14 protein-coding genes are annotated in these 15,694 nt (G+C 56.7%); 9 read left to right on the top strand and 5 right to left on the bottom strand.

All coding sequences use genetic code 11. The features are described 5' to 3' along the window. The first annotated feature begins 33 nt into the window (after nucleotides 1–33). Together AC5S3R_RS18040 and AC5S3R_RS18035 are read left to right on the top strand one after the other, a co-directional pair. Nucleotides 34–1,362: an HlyD family secretion protein gene (locus AC5S3R_RS18040; RefSeq protein ID WP_494268562.1), complete on the top strand. Its 1,329-nt coding sequence runs from the start codon at nucleotides 34–36 to the stop codon at nucleotides 1,360–1,362. A 31-nt stretch (nucleotides 1,363–1,393) separates the two neighbouring features. Continuing rightward, on the top strand, nucleotides 1,394–3,004 hold the full coding sequence (locus AC5S3R_RS18035) for a DHA2 family efflux MFS transporter permease subunit (RefSeq protein ID WP_494268561.1): 1,611 nt from the start codon (nucleotides 1,394–1,396) through the stop codon (nucleotides 3,002–3,004). Nucleotides 3,005–3,041: 37 nt separating this feature from the next. On the opposite strand, the gene AC5S3R_RS18030 is transcribed toward AC5S3R_RS18035, so the two are convergent. Continuing rightward, nucleotides 3,042–3,788: an SDR family NAD(P)-dependent oxidoreductase gene (locus AC5S3R_RS18030; RefSeq protein ID WP_494268560.1), complete on the bottom strand. Its 747-nt coding sequence runs from the start codon at nucleotides 3,786–3,788 to the stop codon at nucleotides 3,042–3,044. A gap of 94 nt (nucleotides 3,789–3,882) precedes the next feature. Here AC5S3R_RS18030 and AC5S3R_RS18025 point away from each other — a divergent pair, with 94 nt between their 5' ends. Continuing rightward, nucleotides 3,883–4,365, top strand: a complete 483-nt coding sequence (locus AC5S3R_RS18025; RefSeq protein WP_494268559.1) for a MarR family winged helix-turn-helix transcriptional regulator — start codon at nucleotides 3,883–3,885, stop codon at nucleotides 4,363–4,365. Nucleotides 4,366–4,533: 168 nt separating this feature from the next. Here AC5S3R_RS18025 and AC5S3R_RS18020 read toward each other — a convergent pair whose 3' ends face one another. The 4 genes from AC5S3R_RS18020 to AC5S3R_RS18005 all read right to left on the bottom strand — a co-directional run bounded on the left by AC5S3R_RS18020 (nucleotide 4,534) and on the right by AC5S3R_RS18005 (nucleotide 10,303). Further along, on the bottom strand, nucleotides 4,534–5,799 hold the full coding sequence (locus AC5S3R_RS18020; protein WP_494268558.1) for an NAD(P)/FAD-dependent oxidoreductase: 1,266 nt from the start codon (nucleotides 5,797–5,799) through the stop codon (nucleotides 4,534–4,536). Nucleotides 5,800–5,997: 198 nt separating this feature from the next. Continuing rightward, nucleotides 5,998–7,209 carry an HlyD family secretion protein gene (locus tag AC5S3R_RS18015; protein ID WP_494268557.1) on the bottom strand — a complete coding sequence of 404 codons (1,212 nt, stop codon included), beginning with the start codon at nucleotides 7,207–7,209 and terminating at the stop codon, nucleotides 5,998–6,000. Next, a complete protein-coding gene (locus AC5S3R_RS18010) occupies nucleotides 7,209–8,642 on the bottom strand; it encodes a TolC family protein (protein WP_494268556.1) in 1,434 nt (477 codons plus the stop codon). The genes AC5S3R_RS18015 and AC5S3R_RS18010 overlap by 1 nt, the downstream gene beginning before the upstream one ends. Before the next feature lie 56 nt (nucleotides 8,643–8,698). Beyond that, the gene (locus tag AC5S3R_RS18005) at nucleotides 8,699–10,303 is read right to left on the bottom strand and encodes an MFS transporter (RefSeq protein ID WP_494268555.1); all 1,605 of its coding nucleotides are present in this window, start codon (nucleotides 10,301–10,303) and stop codon (nucleotides 8,699–8,701) included. A 95-nt stretch (nucleotides 10,304–10,398) separates the two neighbouring features. On the opposite strand from AC5S3R_RS18005, the gene AC5S3R_RS18000 reads away from it, so the two are divergent. From AC5S3R_RS18000 to AC5S3R_RS17975, 6 genes are all read left to right on the top strand, one after another. After that, nucleotides 10,399–11,352 carry a LysR family transcriptional regulator gene (locus AC5S3R_RS18000; protein WP_494268554.1) on the top strand — a complete coding sequence of 318 codons (954 nt, stop codon included), beginning with the start codon at nucleotides 10,399–10,401 and terminating at the stop codon, nucleotides 11,350–11,352. Between the two features lie 188 nt (nucleotides 11,353–11,540). Then, nucleotides 11,541–12,617 carry a hypothetical protein gene (locus AC5S3R_RS17995; protein ID WP_494268553.1) on the top strand — a complete coding sequence of 359 codons (1,077 nt, stop codon included), beginning with the start codon at nucleotides 11,541–11,543 and terminating at the stop codon, nucleotides 12,615–12,617. Between the two features lie 247 nt (nucleotides 12,618–12,864). Then, a complete protein-coding gene (locus tag AC5S3R_RS17990; RefSeq protein ID WP_494268552.1) occupies nucleotides 12,865–14,391 on the top strand; it encodes an aldehyde dehydrogenase family protein in 1,527 nt (508 codons plus the stop codon). Nucleotides 14,392–14,497: 106 nt separating this feature from the next. After that, nucleotides 14,498–14,773 (top strand): hypothetical protein, encoded by a 276-nt coding sequence (locus AC5S3R_RS17985; protein WP_494268551.1) that lies wholly within the window; start codon nucleotides 14,498–14,500, stop codon nucleotides 14,771–14,773. Nucleotides 14,774–14,832: 59 nt separating this feature from the next. After that, nucleotides 14,833–15,000, top strand: a complete 168-nt coding sequence (locus AC5S3R_RS17980) for a hypothetical protein (RefSeq protein ID WP_494268550.1) — start codon at nucleotides 14,833–14,835, stop codon at nucleotides 14,998–15,000. A gap of 449 nt (nucleotides 15,001–15,449) precedes the next feature. Next, nucleotides 15,450–15,694, top strand: a 245-nt coding sequence (locus AC5S3R_RS17975) for a hypothetical protein (protein ID WP_494268548.1), incomplete at its 3' end; no start/stop codon positions are given.

The following is a 15,694-nucleotide window of genomic DNA, read 5'->3' as shown; positions in this document are numbered from 1 at the left end:
GAACCAAACCAGTTTGAGAGGTAAGAGGCATCCATGTCACTAACAAGCGACCCGACTCCTATCGAGGAACAACCTCCAACCGAAGAACCTTCCTATGTCGGCGCCGTCGCGGAAGACGAAGCGATCGTAGCGGTGGAGAGGGGAACTGCGAAACGCCGCACGCTCCTCCTTTGGGTTGCAGTCATAGGTGGGGTACTGATCCTCGGATTCGGCATCCGCTATCTCCTCTGGGCATCAAGTCATGAAGAGACCGATGACGCCTACCTGACGGCCCACGTTCATCCGATCAGCGCCCGCATCTCCGACACCGTTGAGCAGGTGCTCATCGATGACAATGAGCAGGTAAAGGCCGGACAAACACTCGTGGTGCTGGATCCAAGGGATTTCAAAGTGCAGCTCGAAGCCGCCCAGGCCACGCTGCTATCAGCCGAGAAGGAACTGGATCGAGCAGAGGCTTCCGTCCAAAGCAATCGGCAAACAGCCGCGGGAAGCACCACACAGGCTACCGGTTCGGTGCACGAGGCCCAGGCCGCAGTTGTAGCTTCGCAGGCAACGGTACGCTCTTCCGAAGCTGCCATCACGCGAGCGGAGGCGGAGCTGGCACAGGCGGAAGCTGTTCTCCACCGCTCTGAGCTGGACGTTCACCGCTATGAGGACCTCGAAGCAAAAGGACAGGTCTCTCGGCAGACGCTCGACCACGCGCAAGCGGATTACCGGGTCGCTCTGGCCGGCCGTGATGCGGCGGAACAAGCCGTAAAGCAGGCCCATGAGCAACTCCAGGAATCGCAGCAGAGCGTTGCCCGTTCTCAGGCCCTGCTCATGAAAGCTCAAGGCGATGTGCAGGCGGCCGGAGGCGTCACGCTGGACACCAAGGTCCGGCAGGAGCAGGCTGAAACGGCGAAAGCGGCCATTGATAAAGCCACGGCGGAACTGGCAAACGCTCAATTGCAACTCTCCTATACGGTCATTCAGGCGCCGGCGCCAGGACGCATCGGCCGCAAGTCGGTGGAAGCCGGCCAGCGAGTGCAAATCGGCCAGCCGTTGTTAGCGGTCGTCGAAGAAAAGCCCTGGATCGTGGCGAACTATAAAGAAACCCAGCTCAAAAAGATGCGTCCCGGTCAAAGCGTGGAGATCGAGATTGATAGCTTTCCGAGCCACCACTTTCATGGGCACGTCGACAGCCTCGCGCCAGGTTCCGGCAATGAATTCGCGCTGCTGCCGCCGGACAATGCAACAGGAAACTTCACCAAGATTGTCCAGCGTATCCCTGTCAAGATCCTGCTCGACGATGACAGCTGCCGTGGATATGAGCACCTTCTCGCGCCGGGCATGTCCGCTGTTGTGACCGTGGAGACGCGCTAAAGCCGATCGGCGACTGAGAACTCAGGAGAACATGATGGCAACAACAGCAGCTCTACGGTCTGGAATGTCCGCCGGCAACCCTCATGCGGTCGCCGAAGACCATGTTCCCCTCAAGACGTGGATCTGCGTCTGCGGCGTCATGCTCGGATGCTTCATGGCAGTCCTCAATATCATCGTGACCAACTCCTCCTTGCGGGATATTGCCGGTACGCTGGGGGCGAGCGCTGACGATATCTCCTGGGTGCCAACGGCTTACCTTGTCGCAGAAATTGTAGTCATCCCGTTAACGGCGTGGCTGGCGCAGGCCTTCTCTCTCAAGAATTACCTCTTGGTCAACTCCATCCTGTTTCTCATCTTCTCGGTTGCCTGCGGACAGGCTCGCAGCCTTGAGCTGATGATCGTCTTCCGCGTCCTTCAAGGTCTATCCGGTGGGGTGTTGATCCCCCTTGCCTTCACGGTCGTTCTGAATTACCTTCCTCCATCCAAACACGTCATTGGTCTCGCAATTTATAGCCTCACCGCAACGGTTGCACCCTCCGTCGGGCCACTGATTGGCGGATATTTGACCGATGCCTATGGATGGCCAATGATCTTCTATCTCAACATTGGCCCGGATCTACTTCTCATTGCTGCCGTATGGTTCACGATGGAAAAGGAACCGATGCAGTTGCACCTTCTAAAACAGGGCGATTGGTGGGGAATTGGCACGATGGCTGTTGGTCTCGGTGCGCTTGAGATTGTCCTCGAAAACGGCAATCGAAAGGACTGGTTCGGAGATCCCGGTATTGTCCGCCTGGCCTTTGTTGCTGTCATCTTCCTGGCGGCGTTTATTGTGATCCAGCTCAAAAAGAAGTTGCCGCTCGTCGACCTGCGCCTCTTCGCTCGGCGTAATTTTGGCCTCGGAAGCATCGTCAACCTCGCGCTCGGTGTCGGCCTCTACGGCGCGATATACATTATCCCTGGCTATCTGGGGCAGATTCAGGGGTACGATGCTTACCAGATCGGTCAGACCATCATCTGGATGGGCCTTCCGCAACTAGTTCTCATACCGTTCGTTCCCCGTCTCATGCAGCATGTTGATGCTCGAATCCTGATCGGGATAGGTTTGTTCCTGTTCGGAGGAAGCTGTTTTCTTAGCGGGTGGATGGACCTTGATTTTTCCGGTCCGCAGTTCCGGATACCTCTTATTGTCCGGGCAATAGGGCAACCTCTGATCATGGTTCCTCTTTCGGCGCTCGCAACAGCCGGCATGGCAAAGGGCCGGGAAGCCGGCGCCGCATCCGCCCTCTTCAACATGATGCGAAACCTCGGCGGGTCCTTTGGCATTGCAGGGCTAACCACCCTGCTGTCAGTCAGGGAGCGCTTCCATTCTGAGCGCATTGGAGAATCGGTGAGTCTGTACGCTGCGGGAACCCAAGACCGCTTCCGCCAGGGCACGGCATTTTTTCTGACAAGAGGAGCCGATCCTGCATCCGCCCTCGGACAGGCGCTGGTTGCAATTGATCGAAGCGTGCGCCGGGAAGCATTCCTCATGGCCTACAACGACTGCTTCATCGCTCTGGGTGCCGTCTTGTTAGGAAGCGCAGTTGCCGTCTTGTTCCTCAAGAAATCCAAGGTAGCTGGCGGAGGCGGGGGTCATTGATCTCTATGACCTCCGCCTACTTTCAATTGTGGCGCGTTTATTGGGCCGTCATGCCACCGTCGATGATGTGTTCGGTGCCCGAAATGAAGGAAGATTCGTCCGACGCGAGAAACAACACGAGATTGGCAACCTCGCTCGACTTCGCGATACGCCCCAGCGGAATCAGGCTTGTAGCATCTCCGCCCTTTTCATCGGTCGCTTCCACCATCATCGGCGTTTCGATGAAACCAGGATGCACGGAGTTCACACGGATGTTCTTCGATCCATATTCGATCGCGGTCGCCTTTGTCATGCCGCGCACCGCGAACTTGCTGGCAACATAGGCAAGACTCGGGAACCCGTAGATGGCAGCGATCCCGGCAACCGAAGAGATGTTGACGATGGATCCGATGCCAGCCTTCAGCATGGAAGGCAGAACGGCCTTCATTCCGAGAAAGACGGCGGTCTGGTTGATTGCAATGACCTTCAGGTAATCAGCCTCGCTGATGTCGCTCGTCTTGGCGACAGGGCCAAGTATGCCTGCATTGTTCACCAGCACCGTGACCGGGCCGAAGGCGGCTTCGCTCTTCTGGATCACCGCAGCCCAATCCTCCGCTTTCGTGACATCCTGACGAAGGAACAGTGCATTTCCTCCGAGCTCTTTGGCCAGCGCCGCTCCGGTATCTTCACGGAGATCGGTCAGAACAACCTTTGCGCCCTCAGCGACGAAGCGGCGTGCATGCGCCTCTCCCATGCCACGCGCCGCGCCTGTAATCAGGGCGACTTTTCCCTGCAACCTGCTCATGCTTGTGCCTCCAGTGCCTACGGGGTATTTTCGGCAGGACAGAGTCTGCCTCTTCCTTTAGACTATAAATATCGTTGATACGTCAACTATTGTCATGTCATATAAACGGGACGATAATTGGTCGGTCGCCTTGACCTGGATGGTGCTCCCGGCGGGGCGCGCGTGGCAAAGGGCCGCTGGCGCCGCTCTCGCGCGGTTCGGAGTGTCTCTCTCTATGGCCGCACCGATTCTCGTAGTGGCTCGGCTGGGCGATGGAGTTCACCAGAAAGCGGTTGCCGATGAAGCCGGAATCGATTCGGCGGCCGTCGTACGCTCCGTGGATCAACTGGAACGGGACGGACTCCTGTTACGGAAGTCAGACCCGATTGACCGCCGAGCCAAAACGCTTCACCTGACTCCAAAGGGCCGCGCACTGGCAAGAAAACTCGACAGAGTTATTCGGAAGCTTCGCGATGATCTGCTGGCAAGTGTCAGTCTAGAAGACGGCGAGGCGGCAGTCCGTGCCCTCCGAGAACTGGAACGCGCGTCCAATCGGAGCGCTATCGGAGTTCCTCTCGTGGACGTGCAAGCGGATTAGGCCCGGGCTACATCTGGGACACGTCCGGGCTAATTCCCGGATGGTCGACAAATAGAAAGTGATCTCCCAACAAGAGGAGTTGCATCAGATAAAAGCGTTGTTCTGCCCACTGGATTTATTTCGGAGTTCCCCTCTCTACGGGAACACTTGTGTACAAGCGGGCAATCTTCACTTCTTCCGAACAACCATTCGGTTGCGAGCATCCCGACTGATGTAGCTGTAAGCCCACGTCCAGAGGACGGAAAGCTGACGGTCCTTCCCACTCAAGAACAACAGATGGATGAACAGCCATACGAGCCACGCGCGAAGGCCACCCCAGTTGGCTTTGAAGGGCCACACGATATGGGCAACAGCGTGATTAGCGCCGATGGTAGCCATGTCGCCTTTATCAAAATAGTGAAACTCGGTGCGCGGCCTTCCGGCCAGGTCCGCCTCGATGAGTTCTGCGGCATGTTTTCCCATTTGCATGGCCGGTTGTACTGTCGCCGGAATACGTCGACCGTTCTCTGTGACAGCAGCGAGATCCCCACACACGAAAACCCTCGGAGCATCAGCCGGGTTCAGGTAGCCATCCACAAGCACGCACCCTCTTTTATCCAAAGGGACCTGAAGCTTGGCTCCCAGCGCGGAGGGCGCGACACCTGCGGCCCAAAGCGTAATGGTTGAGGCGATCTTCTCTTCTCCTGCAACGATGCAATCGTTTTGAATGTCCGTGATCTGTGCCGAAGTATGTACGCGGATGCCAAGGGATTCAAGCTGTTGCACGGCGCTCCGGCGCAAGTTCTCCGGAAACGCATTCAGAATCGATGGCGCGCCTTCAAATAGCGATATTCGCGCCTTGGACGTATCCAGATGATGAAAGTCCTTATTGAGTACATGTTTCGCAATATCGGAAATCGCCCCGGCAAGCTCGACTCCCGTGGGTCCGCCGCCAATCACAACGAAGTGAAGGTCGGGCTGCGTGGCTCTATTCACCATAGCCAGTTCCGCTTGCTCGAAAGCAAGGAGAACGCGGGAGCGGATATCGACAGCATCCTCAATCGATTTGAGCGACGGAGCGTGCTCCTCCCAATTATTGTGTCCAAAGTAGGACGAAGTCGTTCCTGTCGCGAGAATCAAATAGTCGTAGAGGAGGGCATCTCCATTGTCCAGGACTACTCGCTGGGTGAAGCGATCAATGTCGCGCACCTCCGCGAGAAGGACAGTGGCGTTCTTCTGCCTCAGGATGGAACGAATGGGCCTGGTGATGTCTGAGGGCGAGAGTACAGCCAGAGCCGCCTGGTAGAGGAGGGGCTGGAAAGTATGGTGAGTGTTGCGATCAATGAGAATCACATCAACGGGCAGTTTCCTGAGCCGTTTCGCAGCTTGTATTCCTGCAAATCCTCCGCCGACAATAATGACACGCTTGCGCTGCTCTGCCGTTTGCTGAACCATCTGACCTCCGAATCGTTGAGCTTCCGCCGATGTTGCGCACCAGGTAGGTGATACCTGAACTCCGGTTGCTATCCTGGTCGCGCGAGGTACTCGCTTTCAATATGGATGCTGGCTCCGTGTACGAAGCATGTTCTCCAGCCATAGCTGGATCATCGTGAACGAGCATCCTCTACTACATGTGAGAAAACCGGAGCCGCTTCAGCGCACCTTTACAGACGCCTCTACCGACATACCTGGAAGCAGCAGCAGGTTTTGATCTCGTGCCGAATTGAGGCGAATCCGTACTGGGATTCTTTGCACGACTTTGACATAGTTGCCGGTGGCATTCTCGGGCGCAATGAGCGCGTATTTCGAGCCCGTAGCACCCCCAATGCTCTCGACGGTTCCATCGATGGTCTTGTTGAAGGTATCGATGTGGATCGATGCGGACTGGCCGACATGCATCGAGTGCAGCTGTGTCTCCTTGAAGTCGGCGATGACCCAGATGTTATCCGTCGAAACGATGTCCATGAGCAGCGAACCGGCCGTTACTCGCTGCCCTGACTCGATCTGCTTGCGTCCGATGATGCCGCTGACCGGGGCGATGATATTCGTGTAGCCAAGGTTGAGATCTGCATCGCGGAGCGCTGCTTCGGATTTCTTCAAGTCTCCGGCGACGCGCTCCACGCTGACCTTCGACGTTGCAATCGCTTCCGGAGCCGTTGAGGCGGCTTCGAGATCGTTCCGGCGTTCCTCAAGATGCTGCCGTGCTGCCCGCACATGCTCCTGTGTCGCGGTGAGGTTTGCCTGTGCCGCCTCTGCTTGCGCAGCCGTGGTCTTGGCCTCTGTCATCCGCTGGTCATATTCAGAGCGCGATATCTCATGGCTGTTCACCAGGCTTTCATAGCGCTGCCGGTCGGCCTCGGCTCTCTGGTGGCTGGCAGTCGCCTGCGAGAGCAGTGCTTCGGCGGACTTCTCACCCGCCTGAGCCGCGGACAGATCGGCTTCCGCTTCGACGATTGCGGCCCGGGATGAGGCCAGGCGGCTCTGAGCTGTGGCTTCTGTAATGGGAACATTCAGTTTTGCGGCCTCAAGCTGCGCCTTTGTCGCTTGAACGTCGCCTTGCAGGCGATCTACTGCGGGGCTGTAGTCATTGGTGTCCAATTTTGCGAGCACAGTTCCGGCGGCGACATAATGCGTATCGTCCACAATCGGATTCACCCAAACAACGGTGCCGCTGACGCGAGCATTCAGGGGGTGAACATGTCCGTCGATCTGCGCATCATCGGTTCTCACTTCCGCTGAGACCACGAACCAATAACCAAGCGCTGCAATCAGCAGCGCGGCGACAGCGACAGCAACGGCAAGAGCCGAGCGCCTTGCGAACGAAACTGCATGGGTCGAATTCTGTACATCAGTCTGGGACGCCATCACTTTACTCCGAGATAATCTGCATAGTTTTGCTCTGCCGTTCCAGTCGAGCGGATCAACATGAGCTTAGCCAGGTTGTGCGCGTAGATGCTGGCGATGTTGTTATCTGCTGCATCCGCTACCGCCTGCTCGGCCTGGATCAGCTCCAGGCTGTTGCTCACTCCTGCCTCGAAGCGATCCCTCGACTGTTTGAGCCCGTCTCTCGCGAGTGCGAGGTTTCCTTTGGCGACCTCGACACTCTTGTCTGCAGCCTCGATGTCCAGATAGGCGGAGCGCACGTCATACTTTGTCCGTGCGCGCAGGTCTTCCAGTTCCGCCCGCCTCTGCTTCAGGACCGCTTGCGCTGAAGCGATCTCCGATTCGATTCTTCGACCCGTGAAAATCGGGACCGAGAGTTTCCCTGCAACTTCGTAGTCGCCATTGAAGGCTCCAGCGTTGACGCCGGTTCCACCTCCTCTGGCATGCACCTCGATTACAGGCAGACGCTCCGCGGAGCGAGCGCTGACCTGTTGTGACGCGACGGCAACTCTGGCGGCCGCCGCCTTCAGATCATTCCGCGCTCTTTCCGCCAGGGCGACGAGGTCATCCACTGTCTCTTTGGGTTCGGGTGTATAGGAGAAGGTGTCGGTGAGGGTCAACTGCTGCTCCGGCTGAAGACCGATGATACGGGTGAGAGCCAGCTTATCTTTTTCGAGTCGAACCTGGCTAAGCGTGAGCCGCTGCTCTGCTGTCTCATGCGCGACATGCGCCCGGATGGAATCAATCTCTGGGGATACTTCGCGCCGAACACGATCTTCAATGAGCGTGTCGAGCGCGGCAGCAGAATCAAGTTCCGCCTGCGCCGCCGTCACGCGCGACTGGCTGGCGGCGACCTCAAGGTATGCGCTCGATGCGGCCAGGACAACAATATTCTTGGCATCTGCAAGGGAAGCCTCGCTCACCTCTTCCTCGTGCCCTGCGGCCTTCACTTCGTGAATTGCCGAGAGATCGAATACATCCTGACCGTAGCTGATATACGCGCTTTGGTAGTTGAACATGGGGATCACTTTCGGCAGGCCCAGTTTCTGCCCACCGATGGTCGTCATTGGGAAGTTCCGGAAACTCTCGACAGCTTCCGCAGAAAGCTGCGGCAGCAACGTAGACAAGGCTCGCATGCGAAGCGCACGCGATTGCGAGTGTGCCTGCTCGCTATCTACAAGGCCAAGGTTGGCTCGCAGAGCGAGTGCGACGGCCTCACGGAGGGAGAGGGGCATGATGCCGGGAACGAGGGGCTGAATCGGTACGCTCCCCAGATATGGGTTCTGTGCCTGCGCCGCCAAAGCACTCGGGTTGGTGGTATTCGATCCGGGATCAAACGGACGCGGCGTTGCGATGGTATTGGAAAGCGGACTGAAGCTGCCGCTGCTCTGCGCCCGCAGCGAGAGACAGCTCAACAGAAGCGCAGCTCCTGCCGTAAGCACGCGAAATGCGCGAATGGATAAGGAGTATGTCACAGGGCAATCTGGGGAATCGTAGGTTGAGGAGCCATATCCTCGCCTGGCTCCGGGGTTGCAGATACTCGCTGAGGGGGCGAGTTAAGAGACGGTAAGAGAGGGAGCAGCAGCATCGTGACTGCGGACAAGGCAGCCATCGCATAAAAGACATCTGCGAACGTAAGAACCATGCTCTCTCGGAAGATCAGCGCTCCCAGACGCTTGATTGCAAGACTGTTATCCACATCGATCGAAGTGCCGATCGTCGCAAGATTACGGTTGAAGAGAGAATCCAGCAGTCTCGTTGAGTGCAGCGTAGAGCGGCGATCGATCAGAATCACGACAAAGGTGACGCCGAGTGAGGCCCCGAGTTGTCGGCAGCCGTAATAGATGGCGCGAGCGCTTGAGGCCTCATGCGGCTCCATTTTCGCGAATGCCACCAACGCCAAGGTCGGAACGGAGAGGGCGATAAACACCCCGTTCAGGAGGATGGGCAGCCAGAGATAGCGATCAGGAGTGTCGGAGGTCAGAAAATGCCCGAGCAATCCCGTCGAAACCATCTCGGTTGCGAGCGCAGCAAACATGACTGCTTTGCCGCCCACCTTGCCGATGAGTTTGACGATGACCGGGATAAAGGCAAGCACAGCCGTTGCAGACAGCCCTCCCAGCGCAAGAATGGACCCGGTCTGCAGTGCAGAATGAGACTCAACTCGGCGGAGATACTGAGGAACTGCGTAAAGGCTTCCGGCAAGCAACATGCCAAGCACCGTGCCAAGCACCGCGGCTGAGAACAACCCCCGATCACGAAGAAAATGGAGATGGAGAAGGGGATGCTTATTCCAGGGAGAGAATTGCCAGGCCGCGAATCCGAAGTGGGCGAGGACAGTCACTGCTGCCAATGCCAGAATCCATGGCGAACCAAACCAGTCGTCGATTTCCCCGCGACTCAGGATCGTTTGCAGCGAGCTTATGGATAGAAGAAGGAGAGCAATCCCGGCGAGGTCAGGTGGGTTGGTCTCCACGTCATCTCTCCAGTGATGTGCGGCAAAGTGGTGAAACAACCAGGAGGCCAGCAGCATGAATGGAACCGTGACGGCAAACATCCATCTCCAGCTCCAGTTATCCGCGAACCACCCACTGAGTATGGGTGCGAGAAAGCGGCCGATGAGGAAAAACCCAACGGCGTATTCGGTCAGTGGAAGGACACGGTCTTTCGGCTTGAATCGGTGCGTGAGGAAGACCAGGGTACGCGCGAGAAAACTGCCGCCTGCAAATCCCTGGATCAGCCTGAACCCAAGGAAGATGCCGAGCGACGGGCTCACCGCGCAGCCGGCGGAAGCCATCGCGTACACCGCGGCCGAAAGCGCGAGATACCGTCGATTACCGAAAAAGCTGATGAGCCGGTGAGAGAGAGCTATCGCCACTGCAAAGGCCGTCGAGTAAAGCGTCACAGCCCAGCTTGCTTCATCGGCAGAGGCACTCAGCGTTCCGGTGAGGTCCGTGAGGATAAGGGCGACTCCCGATCCGGTCCACTGCTCGATGGCAGTGGCGACAGTGAACGCCAGTAGAGTTCCGAATAATTCATGCGGCGGCTCGGCCCGGGATGACGGCTTCCCATTCATAGCAATCTTTCTTACTTAGATCATGCGGAGTCGATAGGGTTCCAATAGGATTTAGCGCGAGTTTTGATAGAAAATACTTATCGTTTAGGGGAGAATTGAATTCTGGTGCCTCATATGACGATGAATTGGGTCTCAATTTCAGCGCAGAGATTATGATGGCGGAGACAGGTCATCGATTCCCCATGATTGAGAACCGCCATTTTCGCTACTTCGCCGTTCTAGCAAAAACATTGCATATGACGCGCGCGGCAGAACAGTTGCATATCGCACAGCCGGCACTGACACAGAACATTCAACAACTGGAACAGGAGCTTGGCACCCTGTTGGTCTGCCGAACCGGACGCAAACTATCGCTTACCGATGCAGGGAAAGTCTTTCTTTCAGAAGCCGAACGGAGCCTCCAGCAATTCGAGCTTGCAAAGATTGCGGCACAACGCGCAGGCCGTGGCGAGATCGGGCAAATTGCAATCGGGTTCGGAAGCACCGCAGGTTTGAGCGTGGTTCCTCAGATGGTCAAGGCATTCCGTGAAAAGTACCCTGATGTTCAGGTCATCCTTCGCGAGATCGGTTCCGAAGCGCAGATTGCGGCATTGAGAAGTGGCGACATCGATCTCGCCATCGCGTATGCTCTTCCAGACCCGGAGTTTCAGTACAGGGAGATGACACCTGAATCGCTGGTTGCGGTGCTGCCCGAGCATCACCCGCTTGCTCAGAACGAGTCGGTATCGATCAAAGACCTGGTTCAGGATTCCTTCATCCTTCCGGCGCAGAACATTGCTGTGACCCTGGAGGGAGCAGTCCTCGCCGAGTGCGCGGATGCGGGCTTCAAGCCCAAGCACATACAGGAGGTGCATACTGCCCAGACGGCGCTCGGCCTGGTCGCAGCCGGCCTCGGAGTATCCATTCTGCCGGCTTCCGTTCGTAAGCTGCGGAGGGATGGAGTCACCTTCTTGCCGCTTCGAAATACGCGAATCGAAGTGCGAATGCTGATGTTGTGGAAGAGAGAGGATGTGTCGGCCGTCGTACAGAACCTGCTCACATGTATCTAACAGACGGCTCGCCCGGCGCTCGCAGAATTGGATGTCGAAAGGCGCAACTCACCAAAGCGCGCCTTAAGTAATAGTGGATGAATCGGCATATCGCCGCAGAATTTAGCACTTTTCCGCATGAAAGAGACTTTCCTGAAAGCCACTCGTTCTCTCCGCGCTCTATATTCAACGGTCGTAGGAGATTCATTATGAGCGCTGAACCTAAGAAGTGGATACGGGCCGAGATCGAATCGCTCGATCCGAATGTGGACTATGTCAGGATCTGGCAGTTGTCCAGTTGCTACGACTCAAGCGAGTTCATGTCGAACCTGATGTATGCGCTGACCTTCCCTAATTTCGTCGTCACCGAGTGGGGTTCAACCGCGGTCTGGCGCGAGGATGGCGGCAAGACGGTCGAACGCGCGACTTCCCGCGTGGAGCAGACCCAGAGCACCAATAGCTTGTGGTGGTGGTACGGCCCGCATGACGAGCGTACAAAGAAGTCCGTCGATGGAATCAACCGGCTGCATGCTTTCTGGGCTAAGAAGTATCCGGGAGTGTTTTCGTACAACGACGATTACATCTACGTCTGCGCGTTCTCCGCGGTGCTCGCTCATCGCCTGCGCTTGCGTATGGGGCTGCCCGGCGTTTCGGAAAAAGAAAAGATTGCCGCACATAGATTCTGGGGCGAGTTGTCCAAGCTCTTTCTGGCCGAGAATAACACGCCCGTGCACGGATACCCGGAGGACTTCGATGGCTGCATCCGCTTCTGCGAAGGCTTTGAAACCGCGCCCAGTCCCAAGCCGGAGCGAGGCAACCTGATCGCCGCGGCAATCCATGAGCAGTTCGTTTTCCGCTTCTTCCCCGAGGAGTACCATTGGCTGGGGCATCAGTTGATCCGCAGCCTTGCACTGCCGACCACGCTGGAAACCATGCAGATTGATCCGCCGCTGCCGATGGCCAAGGAAATCCTGCCCAAGATGATGGGGCTGGTCCTGTGGTACAAGGAGACCTACGAAGATGATCCTCCGCGCAGCTACATCGAGATACGGGAAGCTCTGAGCCAGGAGCAGCGTGTTGCGTTTATGCAGTCGATCCGGGATCTGGATAAGAAGTTTCCCGCACACTTTTCGGCGCTCTATAAAGATGATCCAAAGTTTGCCGGATGCCCGTTCCACGCGGCATTGCCGCGCTACAAGGATGAGGTGGAGTTCGAGGTTCCCGACACCGTGCGCGACATCGAGTCGACAGTGTCAGGTAACGTCGGCGTCGCTAGCGCAGGTTAATGACTCAGGCCATCAGCGGTTGCTCAGGGAGAGAACATTAGGCGCCGCAACGTGGAGTTCCCACGTTGCGGGAGGCTCTTGATTCTCAGGTCCCTTGTGATTTTATCGAGCGGCACATCCGGCGATTTGCCGTTGCCCGCTCTGGCTATGGAAACCACTTTAATCTGCTATTCCTCACTACACCGCATCCTCGCACCGAGTTGAGGGGCACCCCGCATGTGCGGGCTTACAGAACGGGAGAAATCGAATGTCAGCCACAACCAAGGAATCGAATCCACAGGCCTCGAGCCAACTCACACAGTCATCCGCTCCCAAACCCTATACAGGTTTCGACGGGCTGTTTATCGACGGCGCCTGGCGCCCTGGCAGGCAGGGAAGCAAGGAATCCGATACCAACCCTTATAACGGTGAGACGTTGGCGGAGATCATACAGGGAGACAAGAGTGATCTGGACGACGCATATCAAGCGGCTGCCAAAGCTCAGGTAAGTTGGGCAGCGGCTGCCCCGGCCGAACGCGCTGCTGTCATCCTTCGCTCCGCATCCATCATGGAGGCCCGCCGTCAGGAGATCGTGGACTGGCTGATCCGCGAATCTGGAAGCACACGAGGCAAGGCCGAGTTGGAATGGCAGTTTGTCCACTCTATTACACTCGCAGCCGCTTCTTTTCCCCACCGCGTGGAAGGCAGGATTCTTCCTCTGGACGAGTTCGGAAAGGAAAGCCGGGCATATCGTCAGCCACTCGGCGTCATCGGCGTGATCAGCCCGTGGAACTTCCCTCTGTATCTGTCGCATCGTTCGATTGCTCCGGCCCTTGCTCTGGGCAATGCGGTGGTCGTCAAACCAGCAGAGGATACGCCGGTGACTGGCGGTTTCCTGATTGCAAAAATTTATGAAGAGGCTGGTCTCCCTAAGGGCCTGTTGAATGTCGTTGTCGGCCCCATCGATGAGATCGGGGATGAGTTCACCTTGCATCCGATTCCCAAACTGATCTCGTTTACAGGATCGACGCGGATCGGTAGACGAATTGGCGGACTGGCGGTGAGCGGGCCTCAGATTAAGCGTGTGGCTCTTGAGCTTGGTGGCAACGCGCCATTCGTCGTTCTTGATGATGCCAATGTGGACCATGCTGTCCGCGCTGCAGTCGTAGGCAGATTTCTTCATCAGGGGCAGATCTGCATGAGTACGAATCGCATCATCGTTGACGCGAAGATATACGACGAGTTTGTCGATCGTTTCTCAGCTCATGTTAAACAGCTGAAGTACGGCGATCCCAGCGACCCTGAGGTTGCGATCGGCCCAATTATCAACCAAAAGCAGCTCAAGGCCCACCTTGCCCACATCGTAGGGGCAAAAGCCGCAGGTGCTCGACAGGTCGTAGGCGGCGATCCCCAGGGGCAAGTCCTGCCACCGCACGTCTTTGTCGATGTGAAGAACAGCATGCAAATCGCTCAGGACGAAATGTTCGGCCCGATTGCGCCGATCATCAAGGTAAGCAGCGAAAAAGAAGCCCTCCAGGTTGCGAATGACACCCAGTTCGGCCTGTCAAGCGCTGTATTCACAGGGGACAGAGAGCGCGGTGTGCAGTTTGCATTAGGGGTTGAAGCTGGTATGACCCACGTCAACGACCACACGGTCGATGACTCGACCACGGGACCGTTTGGAGGCGAAAAGAACAGCGGTCTCGGGCGCTTCGGCGGCGATTGGATCATTCACGAGTTCACCAGGGATCATTGGGTTACCGTGCGTCACAAAGAGACGGTGTACCCCTTCTAAAAAGCTGGAGGAGCTGGGGGGCTCACCACCTCGGCTCGCCAACACCATGTATCTTCAGTTGAAGATCGGGTGCTGTGTTAGCAAATCCACTTGAGTACCAGTGCTGTTGGGCGACGACACACGCCTCCACCGCGCCACCGAAACCATCTACCACCATCTGGGAGTGTCGGACTTTGCGAGCCATGCGGTAGTTAACCGCAAGTCGGTCGTGCTGGTGGGAAACAATATTCCGCCCGAAGTCGCTGCCGTGCTCGGCTGCGCCGTACTCACCGGCGGAGGCGCCGTGATCAATGCTGGCAATCCATCAGGAAGCCTCAAGGACGTGGACCGGCAGATTTTTGAGATAGGAAATGATTTCGCTCCAATGGCGGGGACGCGGTGATCGCGTTGCGGTGATTCTGGAAGAAGGTCGACTCTTGCAAAGCGGGGTGGGAAAAATCCATGGCAAAGAAAGTGGCTGAGGTCTTCATCGAAACACTCGTGAACGCCGCTGTAAAGCGAGTTTACGGAGTGGTAGGCGATTCCCTGAACGGGCTGACGAAAGTTATCCGGAAGAGCAAACAGATCGAATGGCCGCGGGATATCCCGTCATCACTGCCCTCCAGATAGTCTGAAAGGCATAGAATCCTGCGGGAAGAGATTCTGGCTTATAGGAATAATTTCCCCCGTTTTCTGTGACGATAAATTGCTAGCCTTCTGCTTGACCTTTGCGTACTAAATTCAATTTGCATGTTTGATGTGGATCATTGTGCGATGGGGAATCTCGATGGAGAGCTTTATTCAAATCTAAGTCCGCATTGATGACGATGCCTCAGATTGTTTAATAGGCATGTTTGTTCAGTTGGATACATTCTCACGCAAGTCCTGCCCCTAACGTCGCAATATGCAACAGGCGGATGGTAGACCACATGACAGTACCGAAACGGGAGAAGAGAATCGTTACAAGCGAACGAGCGAGGCCTTGAAGTGTTGTCATTGCGCCGGTTTATCACCATGCGGACAGGAGTCGGCCTGTCGTGGGTGTGGGTGAACTCAAACCACAGGAACGCATCCCCCAAGTGAAAGTGCGTACATTCCATTTTCGATATGCAGCAGTAGCCGCGGCGCTGACGAGTGCAGCAGCGGTTGCGACGGCGTCTTCGCCGACTTCGATTTTCTCCACGCTGTCCACGCCGGCGGCGCAGGAGAATGGCATCGCGATTTTTGTGCTGGGCATCTGCGCGGCGATTTTTATTGCCGTGGCGTCGCTGCTGGCATATGCCATGTGGAAGTTTCGCGCAAAGAAGACGGATACGTTTGAGCC

The sequence above is a fragment of the Occallatibacter sp. FHG110214_02 genome (genome assembly GCF_059115385.1).
This window is presented reverse-complemented; position numbering and strand designations above follow the sequence as displayed.